The sequence below is a fragment of the Arthrobacter sp. 01N444 genome, from assembly GCF_056399305.1.
Window position 1 is genome coordinate 141,181 of record NZ_JBFTRB010000009.1, and the last position, 21,352, is coordinate 162,532.

The following is a 21,352-nucleotide window of genomic DNA, read 5'->3' on the forward strand; positions in this document are numbered from 1 at the left end:
AATTTCTGGTTCCTTCGTTGTCAGCCGCGGACGGGCTGGGCGAGATGGCTGTTGAGGATGCGGCGGGCTTCTGAAGCGTCGGTGATCATGGCCGAACCGGCGTTGGCGGCCGCTGAGCGCTGGACGGCCTGCTCGCCGCGGATGATGTCGAACGGGTCCTGCCAGTTGTTCCAGTGCCAGCCTTCGTATTCGCTGGAGATTGCGCCGGAGTAGCCGTGCTCAACCAGTTGCCGGACAAGGCTCCGGACCGGCACCGAGGGCTCTTCGCCGGTCTCGTCGATGCCGAAGAACTTGCCGTGCACGTGGCGGACCCAAGGCATGATCTCCAGCCAGGTGTCCAGCGGGGCAGGACCGAAAAGCCCTGTTCCGTTGATGGCGAAGTCAATGCCAAGATCGGGCCGGCCGTTCCGGGCCGCCAGGCCGATGAAGGCACCGAAGCGTTCACCGTGAACCTTTTGCGTGTTTGGCGGTCCGTCGACGTAGAAACCATTCCACAGGTCGACCACCTGTCCGAGAAGTTCCTCCGAAGCACCACGCCGCCGGTAGGCCTCCAGCAGGGAGGGCGCAAAGCCGGTAACGGTGGCACCCCAGTCGGCGGTGAAGCCGAGCAAGGGGGAATTGAGTTTCTCGTAGCGGTCGCGAAGGGCCAGGACACGTTCGTGGGCGCCGTGCTGGTCCGCGTGGACTTCGAGGGCCAGGGTGACGCCGTACTTCTCGGCCACGGGCAGCAGGCTTTCCATGGCGTCCGGAGTCAGCGAGATCTGCACCCTGGCGATCGGGAAGCCGAGCCTGGCGGCTACTTCGATCTGCTTGCGCATGTATTCGACAAGCTCGTCATGGTTCATCAGCCGGTCGCGGCGGATACCGGTGTCAACGTTGACTGCGAGGGAGGTGGGGACCAGGTCAACCTCGGCCACAAGATCACGGAACTGGCCCACGAAGTTGTCATCGATCCGGTCCGGGAAGCCGCGCAGGCTGGAGAATCCGATGACTTCGAGCCCTGGGCCGAAGCCTTCGGCCGCCACTTTGCGGATCAGGCCATCGAGGTCGTACTGCCGGGCGTGGAAGGCCCGGGTGAAGCTGTAAAGGGTGACGCCCTGGATCGGCGTGCCGAGGCTGGTCATCGCTGTTCCACCTTCATGGTCTTGGTGTCGTGCTCTTCGATGTGCAGCACGCCGTGGTCGGTGATGATGTAGGGGATGTAGAGCTTCAGGTCCACCCTGACCTCGTGCTCGGTCCGGCTGTCCGGGACGGGAAGGTCACCCGAAAGGACTGCCGAGTCCAGCGGGAACCACCATTCGCCGGTCTCGTCCACGAGTTCCTCGAAGCTGAAAGTGCGATTGTTCATGGTCCAGCGCAGTGAGCCCTCGGGGGCGGCGACGCCGTCCACTGTCAATGCAGCTCCAGCGATGCAGGAACCCGGCAGGGCCCGGTACCAGGGGATGCGGACTTCGACGGCGGTACGGCCGTCCTGGGTGATCAGTGTTCCCTGCTCGATTATGCGGTCGGCGATCATCGAGACCTCCTTGTCTGCGGCATGCCTTGCCTGTGATTGAACGAAATAGCAGCGGCATCGCACCACTTATTCATTATTTAGTCAGTCTATTGTCTGATTCAGACATAAGTAAAGAGCTGTTGAGTTCTTCTGTGAGTTTCCGGGCCCCGCGCACTGCGAGCGCCACAGCGGTCAGCGTGGGATTGCAGGCCGTGGCGGTGGGAATGACGCCGTTGCCGGCCACGAAGAGGCCGGGGACCTGCCACACTTGGCTGTCGGGCGAACACACGCTCTCGCCGTCGTCCCTTGCACCCATCCTGGTTGTGCCCTGATAGTGAAGCGAAGCGCCGGGCGGCATGACGAACGGACGCTCGTCGAGCGGTTCACCCACCGCCTTGCCCAGGCGGACAATTTCCTGCTTGGCGCGGTCCAGTACCTCGTGATCCCGCTCTGTGAGGCGATAGTGGATGCGCATGGCGGGCATTCCGTACGAGTCGCGGACACCGTCGTTGAATGCCACCCGGTCATCGCGCTGCAGATCCTTGGCGCAGAACAGGCCAAGCCCCACGATAGAGCCCGGGACAACGGGGTCATCGTCGGCCAAGGGAACCGGTGACGCATCCAGTTGCATGATCTGGCCGTGGAAGGGCGCCCCGTCCGTGTAGGGAACCCAGGCAACTCCGCTCTGCTCACTGAGCGCGCCGTTGGCGGCTGCCCGGCCCTGCGGAGCCGTGACATCGCGCAGCCGGCTCGCGAACACTACCTGCGCCTGGTCGTTGAGGTAGCGGCCCAGGGCATCAGGCCGGATCCCGGAAGCCCACAGCAGCTGCGGCGTGCGCAGGGCATCCGCACCCACCACAACGTAGCGGGCGGCCACCTGATGGGTTTCGCCGCTGCGGCGGTCCTGGACTTCGATGCCGGCAGCAGCGCCATCCTCCAGGAGCACACGCGTTACCAGCGACTCATCAAAGAGTTCAAACTGCGGATTTTCGCGGGTCACATCCCCCATCACGACGTCGGAACCTGACCAGACCAGGCCGCCGTCCTCCCGCCGGTGTACAGCAAGAGGCATGGGCTGGACGCGGTAGGCGGTGCCACGGCCCGCGTCCACGGCGGCGGCGAGTCGTTCCCGGACGAGGTCAGAGAACGGAGCCCCGTCAAAGGCGGAGGTGGTCACCCCCAGCAGTCGGTCGGCGTCGTCAAGAAGCTCTTCAAGGTCCGGCAGGAACGGAATGCGCTCTTTGCCGCCCGGGCGCGGGCAGGCAGCGGTCCAGTGGGCGGCCATGCCGCCCACGTTGCTGGACATGGCGGCAACGGGCATCCCGTCCTCGCCGGGGAAGACGTAGCCATCCTGGAGCAGGTAGGTGCCGGGCCTGGCCCTTCGCTCCCCGCTTTTGACCGCGCCGGGTGAGTTCACGGTTTCGGCACCTGCACCGGGACCTTCCGATGCCCGCTGCGCGAGGCTGCGGCGTTCAGGATCCTCAATGTTCTTGACGTGCGCCCCGGGTGGATTGCTGACCGTGGGGCCCACCTCGAACATGGCGATGGTGGCACCAGGGGCTTCCTCGCTGAGGATCCGCGCGTATGCCGATGCCGTGGGGCCACTGCCGACGATGGCGACGTCGACCGCAGCGGGATACCGGTTACCGCTCACCATCCCGCCACCAGTTCCTGGATGCGCCGGACGGACTTCGCCGAGTCGATCGTGGGGTAGTACTCGAGCCCGATGGGGCCGGCATACCCGCTGTTCCCCAGGTCCGTGAGCCGGGCGTGCCAGTCGATGGATCCCGAGCCGGGTTCGCCGCGCCCCGGCGCATCGGCGATCTGAACATACTTGATGAGGTCGCCGGCGTTGGCGAGCTCGGCGGCCACGTCCTCGCCCTCGACCGTGGAGTGGTAGAGGTCGTAGAGAACGCCGAAGTTGGGCGAGTTGACGCCCTTGGCGACATAGACGGCTTCCGAGGTCCGGTCCAGGAGGGCTCCCGGGTGGTCAACCCTGACGTTCACCGGTTCGAGGACCAGGGTGATGCCGGACCCCTCGATGTGCGCGACGCCTCGGGTGAAGATCTCGATCAGTTCGTCCAGCTGGTCCTGCCGCTTGCGCCCGCCGAATCCTGTACCGCTGCCCACTACCATCCGGGGGCAGCCGAGCTGCTGTGCCACTTCGACGCCGGCGTCCAGCCCGGTGTAGAAAGCATCGTGGTTGCGGGGCGGGATCATGAACTGCATACGCGGTTCCGCCAGTTGGGAGGTGAGCTGGACTCCGGTTTCGTCGAGCGCGTGCTTCAGGGCCGGGATGTCTTTGCCCGTTGGGCCCCACATTTCGACGGCGTCGAAGCCGGCCGCTGCCGCCGCGCGAACCCGGTCAGCAGCACTTTCGCCTGCTTCGGCGAACAAAAGGTCGATATTGGGCGAAAGTTGAAACATGGATGTCTCCTAGGGAATTGAGATGGTGGTCTAAAACATGGGGTGGTCGTGGACCGGGTGCTCGGGAACCGGCTGAAGCACGTCCCAGTGCTCAACAATCCGCCCGTTTTCGAAGCGGTAAATGTCTGCGACGGCGGCGTCGGGACGCCCGGGACCTGAAGCGCGTACATGCACCAACGCCAGGTCACCGTCCACCAGGATGCGCTGAACCTCGAACCGGGAGTCTGGCGATCCGTCGAACTTCGGCGTCAGCATCCTTACTGCCGCCTCAGGCCCGTCAGGAATGGTCGGGTTGTGCTGCCGGTAGTCGTCGGCCACAAGGAAGTCGAAGGCTTCACGCACCCGTTTTTGGGTGTAGAAGATCTCCACGAAGCGCTCGAACGCTGCGCGGTTGTCAACCATCGCGGGTCAGCCCTTCAGGCCGCCGGAGAAGCCCTGGATGAACCGTTTCTGCGCGAACAGGAACAGCGCCAGGATGGGGATCATGGAGACGATCACTATCGCGAAGATCGAGTTCCACTGGGAGACCAGGGAGCCGATGTAGTAGTACATGGCCACCGGCAGCGTCTGGTTGGCGGAGCCGCCCAGGAAGATCAGCGACGTGAAGAAGTCGTTCCACACGATGAGCCCGGCGAAGATGGTGACCGTTCCCGTGGCTGGCGCCATCATAGGGAACACCACCTTGGAGAAAATCTGGGATTTGCTGGCGCCGTCGATGGTGGCCGCTTCTTCGTAGTCCGTGCCGAGGCCGCGGAAGAAGTTTGCGTAGAGGAAGATCGACAACGGCAGGAGCATGCCCGTGTAGAGGATGATCAGGCCCCAAGCGGATCCGGTGAGCCCAAGGGCCCGTGCACCCATGTAGAGCGGGACGGCGCCGAGCTGGCCGGGGAGGATGATGGCGATCAGGAAGAGGTAATACGCGCCCTTGCTCCAGCGTCGGGTGCTGCGGGAGATGACATATCCGGTGATGGAACCGAGTGCGATCAGCCCAACGATGCTGCCTGCGGTGATGATGGCGCTGTTGACCAGGCCCATCACCACGTTGGAGTTGCCGGTGGCGGTGAGGACGTCGATAAAGTTGCTGAAGTCGGGGCTTGTTGGCGGAGCCAGGGCCGAGGTGGTGAACAACTCGTTGTCCGGCTTCAGGGCAGTTGTCACCAGGAAGTAGAACGGCGCGAGGAACACCAGGGCCAGCGCCCAGAGGCCGACTTCGCGGAGCAGGGTGAGCTTGGTGTAGCGGAACATGGCTTAGTCCTCAGGGTTCGAACGCGTCAGCCGCTGCTGGAGAACGGCGAAGATCAGGATGATGGCGGCGAGCACCAGGGCCAGGGCGGCACCGCCGCCGAAGTTCCCGAGCGCAAAGGCCTGCTTGTAAACCAGCGTGGCCAGCGTTTCCGTCGCTCCGGCCGGTCCGCCGCCGGTGAGCGCCATGATGGGATCGAAGACGCGCAGCCCCTGGACGATTCCCAGGGTGGTGGCGATGGCGACGGCGGGGCGGATGGCGGGCAGGGTAACGTTGCGGAACCGCTGCCACAGGTTGGCGCCGTCAATGGCCGCCGCCTCCTCCACTTCCACGGGGACACCGGCCAGGCCGGCCATAAAAATCACCATGGCAAAGCCGGTGGAAGACCAGACCAGCACCACCAGGACGGTCCAGATGGCCCACTGCGGGTCGGCCAGCCACGGCTTGGCCTGGTCGCCGGCGCCTATTGCCGTAAGGAAGGCATTGAGCGGACCGTCGAAGTCGAAGATGTATTTCCAGATGTAGGCCGTGGCTAGCGGGCTGAGCACCACCGGCATGAAGAAGAGGGTCCGGAGGATGTAGCGCGTCTTGACGACGCGGTTCAGGCCCAGCGCAATGACCAACCCGGCGATGTTGCCCAGGAGAACCGAGCCAAAGGCCAGAAAGAGGGTGTTGAAGAGGGCTCCGAGTTTCGTGGGGTCCTTGAAGATGGCCTCAAAGTTTGTCCAGCCCGTGATTTTGAACGAGCCGATGCCCGTCCAGTTGGTAAAGGCGAAGAATCCGCCGATTCCGGTTGCCACGTAGTGGATGGCAAACACCAGGGCGATCCCGGGCAGCGCCCACCACCAGTGTCCGAACTGCATGGGCCCCCGCCGGGGACGGGTGTTCTCACCCGCCCCCGGCGTCCGCTTGCCTCGCCGGGGTGCTTCAGCTGCTTCGCTTTTCGGTTGCATCGTCGCAGTCATTGGTATTCCTTGCTTGTCCCTTTGAGTCGTCGGAACGTTGATGGTCAAGAACTGCTACTGATCCCAGGCCGCGTCCATGGCCTGCAGGACCTGGTCAGGGCTCTTCTGGCCGGTGATGATGCCCTGGACCCCCGTGGCCAGTGCGTCGTAGACGGCGGAATTCGGCCACTGGATGTTGGGCAGGGGGCCGTACTTGCCGTCCTTCATCAGGCCTCCGACGTTCTTGTAGGCGCCGCCGTCGAAATCGTACTTGTCGAGTCCGCTGACCGGCAGGGCACCGTCGATTTCTGCGAATGCCTTGGTCTGCTCAGGCTGGGCGGCCCAGTCGAGGAAGGCCTTGGCAGCGTCCTTGTTCTTGGAGGCCGCGTTGATGGAGAAGGCGTAGTTTGCGCTGGCAAATACGTAGCTATTACCTGAGCCCTGTTCCGCCGGGAACGGCCGTACGGCGAACTGGGAGCCCCCAGCGGCGGACTGCAGCTGCTTCCAGCTTGGAGCCGGGATGAAGCCGCTCACGGACGTTCCGCTGGCAAGCCCCTTGGTGATGGCATCGAAGCCGCCGCCGGCAGCACCCTTCTGGAAGCAGCCCGCGTCCTTCAAGGTATTAACTGCTTCGAGGGCTGCCTTCCAACCGTCCGAGCCGGCGAAGGTGGCTTCCTTGGCAGCGCGCTTATCGTTCCATTTCGGGTCTTCCGCGTAGACGCGCGAGGCTGCCAGGGACATCGCCATCAGCCCTGTGTTGGGAGGGGCTGATCCGGCAAGGGCAAAGAGGGATTTACCGGAGGACTCCAGAGCCTTGCACTGCTGCTGGAGGGAGGAATAGTCGGCAGGGAAGCCGCCGGCTGCAGCTGCAGCCGTCTCATTACTCACCAAGGCAGAGATCGTAATTTCCGTGGCCTGGCCGTACACCTTGCCGTCGGTTCCAAAGGTGCTGGCGCTTCCCTCGGGGAGCAGTTGCTTCGCGGCATCGTCAAGCGGCTCAAGGAAACCTGCCTGGACGAGCGGCAGGATGCTGCGGCCGGTGCCGGAGCCGGGTGAGGTCACTACGACGTCTGAGGCGTTTCCGGCCTGGAGCTGTGTGCGCAGGGTCTGGTCGTAGGAGTCGTTAGGCTGAGGATTGAAGGTGATTTTCACGTTCGGGTGTGACTTCATGTAATTTTCTGCCAACACCTGGAAGGGGCTCTCGATGGTGTTGGATGTCGCGAAGGACAGTGAAAATTCCTGGGAACCACCCGAAGAGGAGCTGCTGCCGGTGGAGGCCGAGCAACCGGTAAGAATGAGTGCTGCGACGGTGGGGACGGCGAGGGCGCCGACCTTCAGGCCTGAATAGCGACGGTGCTGTGTCATGTCCAGCCTTTCTGACTTCATTGTCCAAAATCCGGGTGTCGTGACCCCGGTCACTCACAAGTATGCAGGAGATGTGCCTAAAAGACACATAAGTCTTTGCTATGACGGACATAAGTTTAACGGGGGTCCGCGGAAGGTCCATCCAGATCCCTGATGGCTTCGCCTACGTTATTGATCCCGCTGATACACTCCCTTGAACCGGTTCCACTCCCAAAGGATCGCTGCGCCGTGACGAAACATGTCCTGCTTTCCCGTCTCGACCTCAACCTGCTGATCTCGCTGGATGCCCTCATTACCGAGCGAAGCGTTACCAGGGCGGCCGAGCGGCTCCACCTCAGCCAGCCGGCGCTCAGCGCCTCGCTCGCCCGGCTCCGATCCCACTTTGGGGACCCGATCCTGGCCCGCCGCGGCAATGCTTACGAGCTCACCCCCTTCGCCCTCCGGCTCGCGGAGCACACCACCACCGCGCTGGAGGCCGCACGCCGCGTCTTCGAAAGCCAGGCCACCTGGGAGCCCACAGAATCCGAGCGCGAGTTCTCCATCTACGGCTCGGATTACGGCTTCACTACCATTGGCCGGGTTGTTTCCGAGCTTGCAGCCGAGCGCGCCCCAGGTGTCCGGTTCCGGTTCATGCTCCACAATCCGATGGTGGTGGAGGATGCAGCCAACCGCCTTCGATCGGTGGACGGCATGGTGATTCCTCATGGATTCCTCACCGGGCTGCCCTACCTGGACCTGTGGAGGGACGGGTGGGTGGCCGTGGTCTCCACGTCAAATGAAGCCGTCGGCGAGCAAATCACCATGGAAAACATCGCTGAACTTCCCTGGGTGATGACCTATCAGACGCGCTCAGCCTCAACGTCGGCGGAACGGCAGATCCAGCAGCTGGGCGTTGAGCCCCGCGTGGACGTGGTTGTTGAAAGTTTCCAGTCCTTGCCGCATTTTGTGGTTGGGACCAACCGGATCGCGCTCATCCAGGCGGCCCTGGTGCCGTTCGCCCTGCGCGTGGGCGGGATTCGGATCCTGCCGCTGCCCTTCGATGCCACGCCGCTGGTTAATGCCTTGTGGTGGCACCCCGTGCACAACCGCGACTCCGAGCATGAGTGGATGCGGGGCCTCTTCAAAGAGGCTGCCGACATCGTGGCAGCCGCCGCAACCAAGGAAGCCCCTTAAATGCCTCGATGCCCGGCCGGCTAAACGGACGGGCATCGAGGCTATGGGACGTCGGTCTTTCAGGTCAGGCTGATGCCAGCGCCGTACGCATGCTCTTGCGGATGAGGTCATGCTGCTTCCGCACCAGCAGCAGCGGATCCACCTCACCGAGCTCAGCGAAGGCATGGCCTTCCCATTCGCTGGACCAGTAACCGCGGTAGCCGCCTTCGACGAATACGCGGACCAGTTCCGGATAGTCGATGGCCGGCTCGTTGCCCTGCTCATCAATGTCGTAGAACTTCGCGTGGACGTGCATGATTTGCGGCATGATGTCAGCCCACTCCTTCGGGTTAACGTGGCCGTGCATGTTGAACGCCAGGTGGGCGAAGGACCCAAGCCGGGCAGGATCGAAGTCATGTCCCCGCAGGTAGGCAATGAACTCCTCCTGCCGCACCCGCATCGGTGCCTCAGTGCCCCAGATAGCCTGCAGCCTTTCGACAGCTTCATCGTCCAGCCCGGCACGGCGAACCGCGCGCAGTAGCGTGGGAGACATGCTGTGCATGGTTGAGGAGAAGTCAGCCACGAAGCCCAACAGCGGTGAATCAAGCTCGGCGTAGACGTCGCGGACCTTCATGATCTCGGGCGAGTTGGGTCCCAGCGGTGCATGGATCTCGTAGGCAAGTTTGAGTTCGAGGTCCTCGGCGAGCGGCAGCAGCCGGCGAAGCAGCTCCGGCTTCGCGCTCTGGATGCGGACGAGCGGGAAACCGAGCTTCTTGGCGCCGTGGAAGAGTGTCTGCGTGAACTCGTACTCCTCGTCCGGGGTCATGTCGCGGTCACGGCGGCGTCCCATGTCCAGATTGGCGCCGAAGGAGCTGGCGGTGAAGCCGTGCTTGTCGAAGGCGCGCTGCCACGAGCGCACGAAGTCGTCAGTCACGTTGGGATAGGCAGGAAGGACCTGCGATGCCACAATCTCGATCCCGGGGCCGATGCCGAGCTCGGCCACGCGGTTCAGCAGACCGTCGAAGTCGTACCAGCCGGCCCGGAATTCGGCGCTTGCCGAGTACAGGGTGAGCCCCAGCGAGAACGGATCTTCCTCCGCTTTCGGTGGGGGCGGCGTGACCGCCGTCGTCAGTTCCGGTGCCGCCGCAGCCCTGTCCGTGACGGTCAGCTCCAACGTCTGGTTCACGAAGTTGGGAACGTACATGCCGGGACCGCCGTCCTGGCCGGGAGCAATCTGCATGTACGGCAGGCGCAGCTCACCGATGAGCCGGACGGTGTGCTGCTCGCCCAAGGCAACAGGGCTCTCCGTTGTGGCGATGAGCAAGGGATGTTCCTGGAGGTACCAGAGCGTTTCGCTTTGAGCGGGCAGGTCCGGGAGCGCATAGCGGACACCGCCCAGTTCCAGGGACAAGTTCCCGGCGGGGATATCCTGGCCGTCGACGGTGAGCCGCAGGCTGGAGACCGAGGAGAGCCACAGACTCCGGTACCACGGCAGGGTCAGGGCAAGCGCGAGACCGTCGGGATGGGTGCGGAGGCTTGCATCGTCAAGAAGTCCGTTTGGCATTGTTGCTCTCTTTACTGGGAAAAGGGGATGGGTCAGGTAAGTTCGCCGGTGATGCGGCGGATCAGGGCGTGTTGGCGCCGCACTTGGTCAATGGCGTGCCATGGCGTGCGTTCGCCTTCATATTCACTGGAGAGATAACCGGTGTAGCCGGAGTCCTTGAGGGCCTTGAGCACGGGCAGCCAGGGAATCTGTTGGTCTTCCAGCTGCTCGTTGATGTCGTGGAACTTCGCCTGGACGAACACCACATACTGGGCGATATCGGCGAAGTCGGCGGGGTCGACGCCGATGCCGTCGAGGAAGGCGGGCCGGGTCTCGCGGGTCTCACCTGCGCGCAGCGGAATGGGCCGGTCCTGGAAGATTCCGGTGTCGATAAGCAGGCCGAAGTTCTTGGTTCCGGTCCGTTCGATGAGTCCGATATAGTCCTCGACGACGGGGTGCCTGATGGGCGTCGGCGAATGAATCTCCGGGCAGATGATGATCCCCAGCTCGTGGGCCAGATCAAGGGAGCGTTCCACGGACTCGGTCCAGATGGGGTCTGGGACCAGATCGCTGGACACCACGCCGATCTTGGGGCGCACGAAGCCGAAACCCAATTGGTTGGCAAGCCGCAGGTCCCGCTGCAGGGCCTCCGCACCCTCGGCGACCGTCATGGTGCGGCCCGGGTGAAGACGGGTGTCAATCCAGGAACCGTAGTTCGTCGGCTCCAGCGAATACTTCTCCAGCAGGCCGAACCAGTTATCGATCCAGGCCGGGGACGGTTCCGGATAGTTGGGAACGTGGCCCTCGCCGAGAATCTCGACGCCGGTGGCGCCCATGTCAGCGACGGCGGCCAGCGCCGCCTCAAGGTCCATCACTGTGCCGTAATCGCCCATAAAACTGTAAAGGGAAACGCCGTAGCGGAAGGTACCTTCGCCGCCTTCCGGCGCGAGGGTCACCTTGCGGCTGGTCCGGTGGGTGGTGGGCTGGTGCTCGACTGGTATGTAGGACATCCGCAGCCGCAGCTCGATGGAGAGCTCGTGGACGCCCTGCGGCAGGCCGCCGTCGAAGGGAACGGTGACCACTGCCGCTTCCTCAAGGGGCCAGCGCACGCCATCACTTTCCCAGAGCTGCTGCAGGGTGTAGGTCCGCCCGCCGAAGGTCCACAGCGGAACGTCAGGTCCGACGTCGACGATGCCGCCAACGCGAACGGCGATGCCATCGATGAGGGACGCGGCCATGCCCCGGTAGGAAGGCATCCGGACCCGGAACTGAAAGCCGGTTACACGTCCGCCGTCAGTTACGTTGCGGAAGCCGACGGACTGGATGAGGTCTCTTTCGAGAAGCATCATTGCTCACTCTCTCTAGGTGCAGAATCCAGAGTAGCAATCATTCTGTCGCTTTTGCACCTAAGTGAGCACCTAACCTACAAAACCTGCCAGGGCTCGCCGGCCTGGCCGCTTCGAGGGCCTCAGCTCCTTTCGGCCCGTTCCGCGAGGACGCCGATGGCCAGAGAGAAGCGGCCAGGTAACGGCGAAAGTGCCAGACGGAGCCAGATGGCGTCCGAGTACGCATCGAACCGGGCTGGACTGACGCGCAGTTCCTCGGCCACGGCCAGCACCTGCGTGTGAGCCGTCAGATAGCGTGCCGGCGTCATGCGGTTATTTCGTAGATGAAGCTCCAGATGGACGTCCAGGCCGGCCAGATCCCGGGCGGCCTCGTGTCGGGCCGTACTGTCGAAGTCCAGCAGCCCGGGCGGGATGTCGCCGTCAGGAACGATGATTTGCTTGTCGTACAGGTCTCCGTGGGCCCATACCACCGGATCCGGTGCCGTCCGCAGCAGGTTCATGGCCACGTGCTCTGCAGCGGCGCGCAAGACAGCGCGCTGAGACGACAACTCGGGGACGTTTTCATTGTGCCGCAACCAGTCGTCCACCCGTCGACACACCTTCGTGGCTTCCCACTCTGCTGAACGGAGCGGAAGGCTGTCGAGAACGCCTCGTGCTGCTGGACCATGGGAGCCGCTCAGTTCCGCGACCCAGGCGCGCGACCATTTCTCCCATGCCCTGGCGAACGCTTCATCGCAGACGGCCGCTTCCACCCGGCCCAGCTCGTTCAGAGTCGGTCCCGGCATGGCGCTGAAAACGATGACGTCCGCTTGGGAACTCTGACGAAGGATTCTGGGCGTTGTGAAGTTGCCGGCGTCCAGCAGGACCTCCATTTGCGCGCAGCGCTCGGCCGGTACGACGGCGCCCCCGGGCCCGAAGATCTTTATATAGCGGCCCTCCGCCCGGACGACAGCCTGATGGTACGGCCAATACGAAATCAATTCCCCCTGCTGCGCTTCCCCCCGCAAGGCGGGAAGCCCCGGATCGTCCAACGGGATTAGTTCGAACTGCCCGTGACGCAAGTAAGCTCCCCGGACGCCTGGCACTCCCGGCGTCCGGACCTCCAGTACAAATTCTCCTGGTGTCTTCTCTGGCCAAGCCCGCTGAACCAGCCAGGACGTGCCGGTATCGTCGTCGGCAGACGCCGGAACGGCGGAGGGCCAATCCATGGAATCAATTCCATGGACTGGCGGAGACACCAGCGAGTGGTGCGACGCAGCAGATTGACGCGTTCCAGGCGTGCCGTGCCCCCGAACAGTAGACAGCCATGCTCCGTCCACCATGCCCCCGCTTCCCCATACCCAGGCTCTTCCGGCGCAAGCCATTCGTGTGTCCAGCGTGAATTACAACAATGAGGCAGGGATGAAACGGTCATGAAGAAACTTTCATCAAGGCCTTCTTCCCCGTCCACTCGGCGTCATGCGTCGCAGGATCGCCGCAGCAGGCAGACCCGACGAACCCGTCCGGTGAGTCGAGATTGACCCGGACCGTGATGGGCGGGGGGACGGTGGCCTGAGTCGCGTTCGTCCTGGCCGATCCGGCCTTTCAGGGTCACGGCTCAGGGTCACGGCGGAGGCAGGGGTGCAGGCCAATGGCCGGCACATCCTTTCGAGCCTCTCATTGGACGGGGAGGGAACATGGAGCCCCGCTCCTACGCCGCGATGAACAGTGCCCAGTCAGGTAAGGGATCCACCGGCAATGGCGGAGCGGCTTCTCCGGGTCCGACGGCCTCTCCGGGTCCAACAGCGCCGACAAGTACGTCCGGCCAGTCGGGCGGTTCCAACTCCCGGCCTTCACCCGCGTGGCCGAGGTGCTGCGGCCAGCGTGGTGGTTCCCAGTCTTGTTGTTCGCTGGGATAGGAGCGTCCCGCAGGTGAGATCCAGCCGGGTGGCTTGTCCCGGGTCGCGTCAACCGGCCTCCATGCTGTGGTGTGTCTGAGCCGGTGGTGCCGCCGGCATGGCTGGCCCAGATTGGTGACCCCGGTGCCGCCTCCCTCGGACCAAGCCAACAGATGATCCGCTTCGTTATCCAGGGAATGGTTGTTGCAGCCCGGAAAAGGGCACCGGCCATCCCGAAGCCGCAACCATTGGCGCATCGCCTTCGGAACCCGGTAGCTGGTCCGTCCGATCTCCAGCGGCGCTCCGCTGCGCGGATCGGTCAGCACACGCAGGAACGATCCGGCGCCATCCCCCACAAGCCGGCGGGCCATGCTCGGCGGAACGGGACCATACCCGTCCAGCGTGGCCGGTTCCGACTCGGCGCCCAAAAGAGACAGCACCGGCACGGTCACCAGGACCTGCGCCTTGGGTGACGGAGTTCCTTCCGCCACCCCCGCCAGCAGCCAGTCGGCGGCGACGTCCGCACGGAGCTGGGTCAGGGTCCGGGATTCATTCGGCTCCTGCAGGGCACGGGCCGCTTCCGTGGCACGGGACCATGCAGCCACCGCCACATCCGCAGTCAGATAGGCCGAGAGCCAGGCCATGCCGTCCCGGTCCGGCACATATTCCAGCCGACGGTCCTCCACACCCTTGCGGTGGCGGGCTTCGATGCTTACGGGATGGTGCAGCTCACGCCATCTGCGCGCCTTGGCCCGGAACCTGCCCGGCACCAGCTCCCCCGCCGGGCAGCCACGCGCGGCAAAGGGAGCTTCGGGGTCCAGGAAATGAGCCTCCAAAGCAGCCGCCGCGGCGAGGTCCAGACCGGACGTTTCATCACACATCACCCGCGCATGTTGCCATGAAATGCTGCCTACTTGCAGCGCAGCCAGCGTCAGGGGCAACTTAGTGGTCAGGGTGGCCGACTCTGCCAGGAGCGCCGCCGCCGATCTTTCACTCACGGTCAGGACACAGGCCACCTCTGCTGTCACGGCCATTTCCTGGGCGGTGCGCTCCTGCGGGGAAACGGCTGGGCCCGCCATGGCGACGGCAGCGCGGGCATATCCGCCGGCGAAGTGCACTTTCAGCGCGGCCAGCCTGGCTTCCATGCTGGCCACCTCAGCCATACCGTCCAGGCACGCGTCGGCTTCGTCCCGAAGAGGGTCGGCGCCAGTCGAGGCCGCGTTCCCGGCTCCGCGACCGGCAAATGCAGACAACCTGGCAAGGGAGGCCTCCATGGCCTCCAACGTCTCCGCAGCTGCTTTGCCTTCCACACCCTCAGCATGGCAGGCGCCACTGACATTTAACTCTGGCGTCAGAGTCGCAGGCGAAGTCCGTCATCCAGGATCTGCCTGACCCCGAACTTTCCTACGGCGAACATCCGCGGATTATCGTCGGAGTTGCTCAGCATGGCGGTGGACAGGATGAGGGCCCAACCGCGGGCCCTCATCCAGGTGTCTCCATCTACTGCGGAGCCAAAGGCGCCCATGAAGCGGTGGCGGGTGCCGGCGTCGAACATCAGCCACCCCACCGCAAGGTCGACAGCCGGGTCCCCTGCCCCGACGTCGCCGAAATCGATGACGCCGGCCAGGCAGCCGTCGTCCGCCAACAGGATGTTGCCAGGGTGGAGGTCCCCGTGGAGCATCATCGCCGGACCATCCCAGGCTTTGGCGGCGCAGGCCTGCGCCCACACTGCTCTCAGCGCTGCCGCCTGCGGGTAGCGTTCGCGGTCCCCGAGCCGTTCTATCAGCACAGCGTCACGGTCCGCCAGCGGCACGCCTCGGAAAGGGTTGACCGGGACGCCGGTTTCGGCGGGCACGTGGAGGGACAGCAGGAAATCGGCGAGGCCCTTAGCCGCCGGCCCGCGGCCTGCCGGCCCGACGTCGGCCGCAGCGGCTCCGGGGACCCACCGCACAATGCTCCACGGCCATGGAAAGTCCGACGTCGGCCTGCCGGCATGGACGGGGACAGGAACCGCAACCGGGGAGCGGCGAGCTATGTCGGGAAGGTAGCGCTGCTCATGCAGTATCAGCGGAACGGCCTCCGCCCTGCGCGGAAGCCGGACGGCCAGATCGTCACCGAGCCGGAAGGTCGCGTTGTCCCAGCCGTTCGCAACCCGCGCTAAAGGACAATCGCCGAGGTCGGGCCGCTGGTCCCGGACGAGGCGCTGGACGACGCTGTTACTCACTTCCACCGTGGCTGGCGGCATTCGAGCCATTCAGAAATCCGCCTTCCTTTGTGCCGGCAATGCAGTCCGATCCTTTCCCCTCGTCCGAATATAGGTCAAGAGCCCAAGAGCCGACGGGGCGCGGGAGGACATGGAATCGGACGACGGCGGGATGTCCCGCCGTCGTCCTGGGACAGCATGAAGTTGCGGCTAGCTCATCCGGCGTGGACCACCGGATTCTCAGCGGTCAGCCCGCGCCCTGGCCCTGACGGGCCACCTCTTCCAGAACCCTGGCTGTCGGCGCTGCCGTCATCAGCTGCCCTATCACCTCGGGCTTCCCACACCTGGCTGCGCAACTTTTCCAGAAAGCCGGTCGCGGCGTCCGGAGGGTGGACTTGAACCGTCGCTGCGCCGCCCTCCTGACGCAGGTAAACGAGCAACGGCGGCGCCGTTGACGTTGGTGCCGTCGTCGCTGAGCAGGAAGGTGATGGAGGCGGCGAGCTGCGCGGCGGTGGCGGCCCAGCCGAACTTCACTACCTCGGAGCGAGACTGTTGCGCAACGCAATCACCAAGGTAGTCGGCGGATGGATCGACGACGACGACTGTTCCGAGGCGGACGCCCGCAGGATCGTGCAACTCGTCGGACGCGACAACGCCCGACGCGTGTACGCGCTCCCCGGAGCGCCGACCGAGATCCCGAGCAAGCAGAACGGACATCATGCTGAACCCCGGCCCAGCAAAATCGAACCAGTCTGAATTCGACGGACTCTGATGCCGTCGTCTTGACCTTCTATGGAGCCCAGTCGGCGTCGTCCGCTGGCGTTTTGTCAGTTTCCATAGGACAGTGCCTGCCACAGGATCACTGCCAACAGGGCACCGGCCGCGAGAATGACAGCCCAGGTTTCCCTGCGCAACCGCCGATCAGCGCGCTTCCGGTGCGATGACTCGCGCGCTGGCCGCGGCCGGCTACGCGCTAATTTCGACCCGAACATAATCCTCCCGGTGGAACATTCGCCGTTCGGACCAGCCGTCAAGGACAACCCAGATGATGGATCCGTCTGGCGTGGTTCCGTCCACGGTGCCGGAGCCGATAGGGCGGCCGTCCTGCGAGAGCCTCACCGGCTGCCCGACGGGCAAGGCGTTCCACGACACTGGGCGCCAGCGCGGCACATTTGTCGGTTTCATGGCCTACCGCAAGATGACGGTGCGGTTGCCGAGCAGCAGGATCCTGCCTTCACAATGCCAGCGGACGGCGTTGCGGAGGGCCGCGCATTCGGCGTCCCGGCCCACCGCCACCAGGTCATCAGCGGTGTACGTGTGGTCCACCTCGATGACCTGCTGGGAAATGATCGGGCCCTCGTCGAGTTCGGCGTTAACGTAGTGAGCCGTGGCGCCCACGGTCTTGACGCCGCGGTCGTAGGCCTGGTGGTAGGGCTTTGCGCCTTTAAAGCTGGGCAGGAACGAGTGGTGGATGTTGATGGTCCGTCCCGCCAGCTGAGCCGAGAGCTCATCGCTCAGGACCTGCATGTAACGGGCCAGGACCACGAGTTCCACGTCGAAGGCGTCCACCAGCTCCATTAGCCGGGTCTCCGCCTCGGGCTTGGTGTCCTTGGTGACTGGCAGGTGGAAGAACGGGATGCCGTGCCACTGGACCAGGCCCTCCTGGTCGCGGTGGTTGGATACCACCGCGACGATTTCCACCGGGATGTCGCCGGTGCGTGCCCGGAAGAGTAGATCGTTGAGGCAGTGGCCCATTTTGGACACCATCACCAGGACACGGCGTTTGCGGCCGTGCGGTTCCAGCTGCCAATTCATCTCCCACTTTTCGGCCACAGGCGTGAAGTCGCGGCGCAGGTCCTCGGTGCTGAAGGAATCCTGCCCTAAGGAGGCGTCGGAGGAGGAACCCGAGGAAAAGTGGACGCGCATAAAGAAGTGCCGTTGCCCCTTGTCCCCGTACTGCTTGATGTCCAGGATGTCGCAGCCGTGGTTGAGCAGGAATCCCGAGACCGAATGGACGATGCCCGGCGACTCAACACAGTCGACGGTCAGGATGTGCTCTGCCGTGGCACCGGGTTCCGCAGCTGCAGGCTCGGGGCTGTTTGGGGTCTGTGCGGTCATTTCTGAACCTTCTCAAACTTTCGCGCAACAGCTGATTCCTCGTCCTGCGCGAGCTCAGCCTGGAAGCTTTCATAGCGGGCCAAGTGCGCGGGGCGCCGGCGCAGCACGAACCACGCGGCGCCGAGCAGAATGAACCAGACCGGCGTTACCAGGAGTGCCAGAAGTGTGTCCGGCTGCGTGGTCAACGCCCAGAGGACGAAGGCGAAGAACGCGAAGACCACGCAGACCATGGGGATTCCGCCGGGCATCTGGAACTTGGACGCGTCATGCAGGTGCGGGCGCCGACGGCGGAAGGCCACGTAACTGGCCAAGATGATGGACCATACGAACACGAAGCAGACGGCCGACACGGTGGTCACCATGTCGAAGGCCTTGCCGATGTCCTGTCCGGCGTACATCAGCACCACGCCGGAGAGCAGGAGGACGCAGGACAGGAACAGGGCGTTCTGCGGGACCTTACGCCGGGACAGGCTGCTGAAGACTGACGGCGCGTCGCCCTCCTGGGCCAGCCCGTAGACCATGCGCGACGTGGAGTAAATGCCGGAGTTGGCCGAGGACATGGCCGAGCTGAGCACCACCAGGTTCACGATCGTTGCCGCGGCTCCGAGCCCTGCCAGGGAGAACATGGCGATGAACGGGCTGTGGCCAGCCTGGAACTGGGTCCAGGGAGTGACAGACATCAGGATGATCAGGGCGCCCACGTAGAAGAGCAGCACTCGGATCGGGATGGAGTTGATGGCCTTCGGCAGGCTCTTCTCCGGGTCTTTGGCCTCCGCGGCGGTGGTGCCCACCAGCTCAATGCCCACAAAAGCGAACACGGCGATCTGGAAGCCGGCCACAAAACCCATGAACTCGTTCGGGAAGAATCCGCCGTGGCTCCACAGATTTGTGAAGCTGGCAGGGCCGGCATCGGACTGGAACCCGCTGAAGATCATAAACAGGCCCACCACGATCAGCGCCACGATAGCGACGATCTTGATCAGCGCGAACCAGAACTCCGTCTCGCCGAACGCCTTCACCGTGGTGAGGTTCAGGAGCAGGAGGATGGCCACGGTGGCCAGGCCCGGGATCCACAGCGGCAGCCCCGGCCAGAGTTCCTTGGAGTAGCCGGCAATGGCGATGACGTCCGCGATTCCCGTGATCACCCAGCAGAACCAGTACGTCCATCCGGTGAAGAAGCCGGCCCAGGGCCCGAGGAGGTCCGCTGCGAAGTCGCTGAAGGATTTGTAGTTCAGGTTGCTCAGCAGGAGCTCGCCCATGGCTCGCATCACGAAGAACAGCATGAAGCCGATGATCATATAGACGAAGATGACGGAGGGTCCGGCCGCGGAGATGGTTTTGCCCGAGCCCATGAACAGGCCGGTGCCGATGGCGCCGCCAATGGCGATCAGCTGGATGTGCCGGTTGCTGAGCTGCCGCTCAAGATGCGGTTCCTGGTGGGAAGTTACGGTTTCAGTTGTCACGTGCTGCTCCTCGAATCAATGCTGTCTGGAGTGCTGCTGAGATGGGCGCCTGACCCGGTCCGCCGGGAACCGAGTCAAGGCTGTTGAAGCTGTAGAGATGGATGCCCGCGAGGTTGCCAGGCTGGTTTTCCAGCCCGGACACCAGGCTTTGCGGCGAGTAGTGGTCGCCGCTCAGGAGTTTGCGGGCCAGCGGGCCCTTCCGGCTCAGGAACTTCAGGGAACTTCCGACGCCGATCTGCGTAGCCAGCGAGACCAGTTTGGTCCGGGGCACGGACCCCGCCACCCCTGCCCAGATGGGCAGCTCAACGCCTTCGCGGCGCAGGAGCGCCGCGTAATCAAGGATTTTCTCCGGGGCGAAGCACATCTGGGTCACAACGTGCGAGGCCAGGTGCTGTTTTGCCAGGAGGGCGTCCAGCACCTCCACGGGGCCGGCGGAGGGGTGGCCCTCCGGGTAGCCCGCAATGCCTGCCCGCATCAACCCGCCTGTGTACTGCGCGATGTCCTCCAGCAGAGGAAGGGCGGACTCATACGGGCCGGCCGGCTGCTTCCGGTCCCCGCCGATGACAAAGACCTCGCGGATGCCGGCGGCATCGCAGTCGCGGAGGATTCCGGTCAGCTCGGCCCGGTCATGCAGGGTCCGCGCGGCGAGGTGCGGGATGACGGTGTAGCCCAGCACACCAAGCTGCACGGCAGTGCGCATGGTCCGCTCGATGCCGTGATGGGGCAGGCACGTCACCGTGAGCGTCGTGGTCAACGGCACCAGGTCCGTGACGCGCTCAACGATTCCCCCGGAAGGGATGATTTCTATTCTGATGGGGAACATCATTGGTCCTCTCTGAACATCAGATTTTTTGGGCATCAGGTTTTTGGGTATCAGGTTTTGGGCATCAAGGTTGGGTTGTTCAGGCCGTAGCTGCCAGCAGCGAGCTGGCTTCCTGGCGGGTGCTTCCGGAGCTTTCGATGTGCGCGAGTTCGGCCGGGATTTCCCAGCCCTTCTTGCGCATCGCGGTGGCCCAGAGCCGGCCGGCGCGGTAGGAGGAACGCACCAGGGGCCCGGACATGACGCCCAGGAAGCCGATCTCGTCCGCTTCGTGCTGCAGGTCCACGAATTCCTGCGGCTTGACCCAGCGGTCCACCGGCAGGTGCCGCTCGGACGGGCGCAGGTACTGGGTGATGGTGATCAGGTCGCAGCCGGCCTCGTGCAGGTCCCGCAGCGCCTCGGAGATTTCCTCGCGGGTCTCGCCCATGCCGAGGATCAGGTTGGACTTGGTGACCATGCCGAGCTTGCGGCCCTGGGTGATGACGTCCAGGGAGCGGTCGTAGCGGAACGCCGGGCGGATCCGCTTGAAGATCCGGGGCACGGTCTCGACGTTGTGGGCGAACACCTCGGGCTTGGAGTCGCAGATCGCCGCGATGTGCTCGGGCTTGCCGGAGAAGTCCGGGATCAGCAGTTCGACGCCGGTGCCCGGGTTCAGTTCGTGGATCTTGCGGACCGTCTCCGCGTACAGCCAGACGCCCTCGTCGGCGAGGTCGTCGCGGGCCACACCGGTCACGGTGGCGTAGCGCAGCGCCATGGCCTGGACCGAGCGGGCCACCTTGGTGGGCTCGAACATGTCCACGGGGGAGGGTTTGCCGGTGTCGATCTGGCAGAAGTCGCAGCGCCGGGTGCATTCGGAGCCGCCGATCAGGAAGGTGGCCTCCTTGTCTTCCCAGCACTCGAAGATGTTCGGGCAGCCGGCCTCTTCACACACGGTGTGGAGGCCTTCCTTCTTGACGAGGTTCTTGAGCTGGACGAACTCGGGGCCCATCTGGACCTTGGCCTTGATCCATTCCGGCTTCCGTTCCACCGGTGTGGCCGCGTTTCGCTGCTCAATGCGCAGCATCTTCCGGCCTTCTGGTGCCAGTGTCATTAGTTCTCTTTCCTTCAGCATTCGACGACGTTGACGGCAAGGCCGCCCATGGCCGTTTCCTTGTATTTGGAGGACATGTCCTTGCCGGTTTCGCGCATGGTCACGATGACCTCGTCGAGGGAGACCCGGTGCGTGCCGTCGCCCCAGAGCGCCATCTTGGCGGCGTTGATGGCCTTGGCGGCGGCGATCGCGTTGCGTTCGATGCACGGGACCTGGACCAGCCCGCCGATCGGATCGCAGGTCAGGCCCAGGTTATGTTCCATCGC

The 21,352-nt window shown here is 64.3% G+C and carries 20 protein-coding genes and 1 pseudogene; 2 read left to right on the plus strand and 19 right to left on the minus strand.

The window, feature by feature from the left end:
- Positions 1–20 precede the first annotated feature (20 nt).
- From AC1DKN_RS12575 to AC1DKN_RS12610, 8 genes are all read right to left on the minus strand, one after another.
- Positions 21–1,124, minus strand: coding sequence for a sugar phosphate isomerase/epimerase family protein (locus AC1DKN_RS12575; RefSeq protein ID WP_476871442.1), 1,104 nt, complete (start codon positions 1,122–1,124; stop codon positions 21–23).
- Positions 1,121–1,516, minus strand: a complete 396-nt coding sequence (locus AC1DKN_RS12580; protein WP_230009126.1) for a C-glycoside deglycosidase beta subunit domain-containing protein — start codon at positions 1,514–1,516, stop codon at positions 1,121–1,123. The genes AC1DKN_RS12575 and AC1DKN_RS12580 overlap by 4 nt, the downstream gene beginning before the upstream one ends.
- A 73-nt stretch (positions 1,517–1,589) precedes the next feature.
- Positions 1,590–3,152, minus strand: coding sequence for a GMC oxidoreductase (locus AC1DKN_RS12585; protein ID WP_476871443.1), 1,563 nt, complete (start codon positions 3,150–3,152; stop codon positions 1,590–1,592).
- Entirely contained in the window at positions 3,146–3,922 is a 777-nt protein-coding gene (locus AC1DKN_RS12590; protein ID WP_476871444.1) for a TIM barrel protein, read from the minus strand. Before AC1DKN_RS12590 ends, AC1DKN_RS12585 begins: the two co-directional genes overlap by 7 nt.
- Before the next feature lie 30 nt (positions 3,923–3,952).
- A complete protein-coding gene (locus tag AC1DKN_RS12595) occupies positions 3,953–4,324 on the minus strand; it encodes a nuclear transport factor 2 family protein (RefSeq protein ID WP_476849724.1) in 372 nt (123 codons plus the stop codon).
- Positions 4,325–4,330: 6 nt separating this feature from the next.
- Complete coding sequence (locus tag AC1DKN_RS12600) at positions 4,331–5,167, minus strand: carbohydrate ABC transporter permease (RefSeq protein ID WP_223913472.1); 837 nt, start codon at positions 5,165–5,167, stop codon at positions 4,331–4,333.
- Between the two features lie 3 nt (positions 5,168–5,170).
- A complete protein-coding gene (locus AC1DKN_RS12605; RefSeq protein ID WP_476859986.1) occupies positions 5,171–6,130 on the minus strand; it encodes a carbohydrate ABC transporter permease in 960 nt (319 codons plus the stop codon).
- Positions 6,131–6,184: 54 nt separating this feature from the next.
- A complete protein-coding gene (locus AC1DKN_RS12610; RefSeq protein WP_476871445.1) occupies positions 6,185–7,474 on the minus strand; it encodes an ABC transporter substrate-binding protein in 1,290 nt (429 codons plus the stop codon).
- Between the two features lie 228 nt (positions 7,475–7,702).
- Between AC1DKN_RS12610 and AC1DKN_RS12615 the strand changes: the two genes are divergently transcribed.
- Complete coding sequence (locus AC1DKN_RS12615; RefSeq protein WP_223913469.1) at positions 7,703–8,647, plus strand: LysR family transcriptional regulator; 945 nt, start codon at positions 7,703–7,705, stop codon at positions 8,645–8,647.
- 64 nt (positions 8,648–8,711) lie between these two features.
- Here AC1DKN_RS12615 and AC1DKN_RS12620 read toward each other — a convergent pair whose 3' ends face one another.
- From AC1DKN_RS12620 to AC1DKN_RS12645, 6 genes and pseudogenes are all read right to left on the minus strand, one after another.
- Positions 8,712–10,190 carry a sugar phosphate isomerase/epimerase family protein gene (locus AC1DKN_RS12620; protein WP_476871446.1) on the minus strand — a complete coding sequence of 493 codons (1,479 nt, stop codon included), beginning with the start codon at positions 10,188–10,190 and terminating at the stop codon, positions 8,712–8,714.
- A 32-nt stretch (positions 10,191–10,222) separates the two neighbouring features.
- Positions 10,223–11,515 carry a C-glycoside deglycosidase beta subunit domain-containing protein gene (locus tag AC1DKN_RS12625; protein ID WP_476871453.1) on the minus strand — a complete coding sequence of 431 codons (1,293 nt, stop codon included), beginning with the start codon at positions 11,513–11,515 and terminating at the stop codon, positions 10,223–10,225.
- Positions 11,516–11,637: 122 nt separating this feature from the next.
- Complete coding sequence (locus tag AC1DKN_RS12630) at positions 11,638–12,546, minus strand: phosphotransferase (RefSeq protein WP_476871447.1); 909 nt, start codon at positions 12,544–12,546, stop codon at positions 11,638–11,640.
- A 659-nt stretch (positions 12,547–13,205) separates the two neighbouring features.
- Complete coding sequence (locus AC1DKN_RS12635; protein ID WP_476871454.1) at positions 13,206–14,666, minus strand: HNH endonuclease signature motif containing protein; 1,461 nt, start codon at positions 14,664–14,666, stop codon at positions 13,206–13,208.
- A gap of 77 nt (positions 14,667–14,743) precedes the next feature.
- Positions 14,744–15,646, minus strand: a complete 903-nt coding sequence (locus AC1DKN_RS12640; protein ID WP_476871448.1) for an aminoglycoside phosphotransferase family protein — start codon at positions 15,644–15,646, stop codon at positions 14,744–14,746.
- A gap of 384 nt (positions 15,647–16,030) precedes the next feature.
- A pseudogene (locus AC1DKN_RS12645) lies at positions 16,031–16,111 on the minus strand (short-chain dehydrogenase); the annotation flags it as partial.
- Between the two features lie 36 nt (positions 16,112–16,147).
- Between AC1DKN_RS12645 and AC1DKN_RS12650 the strand changes: the two are divergent.
- A complete protein-coding gene (locus AC1DKN_RS12650; protein ID WP_476871455.1) occupies positions 16,148–16,351 on the plus strand; it encodes a hypothetical protein in 204 nt (67 codons plus the stop codon).
- Positions 16,352–16,783: 432 nt separating this feature from the next.
- Here AC1DKN_RS12650 and purU read toward each other — a convergent pair whose 3' ends face one another.
- The 5 genes from purU to AC1DKN_RS12675 all read right to left on the minus strand — a co-directional run.
- A complete protein-coding gene (gene purU / locus AC1DKN_RS12655; RefSeq protein WP_476871449.1) occupies positions 16,784–17,713 on the minus strand; it encodes a formyltetrahydrofolate deformylase in 930 nt (309 codons plus the stop codon).
- On the minus strand, positions 17,710–19,176 hold the full coding sequence (cycA, locus tag AC1DKN_RS12660; RefSeq protein ID WP_476871450.1) for a D-serine/D-alanine/glycine transporter: 1,467 nt from the start codon (positions 19,174–19,176) through the stop codon (positions 17,710–17,712). The genes purU and cycA overlap by 4 nt, the downstream gene beginning before the upstream one ends.
- Positions 19,166–20,002, minus strand: coding sequence for a methylenetetrahydrofolate reductase (locus AC1DKN_RS12665; RefSeq protein ID WP_476859991.1), 837 nt, complete (start codon positions 20,000–20,002; stop codon positions 19,166–19,168). The genes cycA and AC1DKN_RS12665 overlap by 11 nt, the downstream gene beginning before the upstream one ends.
- 76 nt (positions 20,003–20,078) lie before the next feature.
- Entirely contained in the window at positions 20,079–21,086 is a 1,008-nt protein-coding gene (lipA, locus tag AC1DKN_RS12670; RefSeq protein WP_476871451.1) for a lipoyl synthase, read from the minus strand.
- Between the two features lie 14 nt (positions 21,087–21,100).
- Positions 21,101–21,352, minus strand: a 252-nt coding sequence (locus AC1DKN_RS12675; protein ID WP_476851260.1) for an L-serine ammonia-lyase, iron-sulfur-dependent, subunit alpha, incomplete at its 5' end; no start/stop codon positions are given.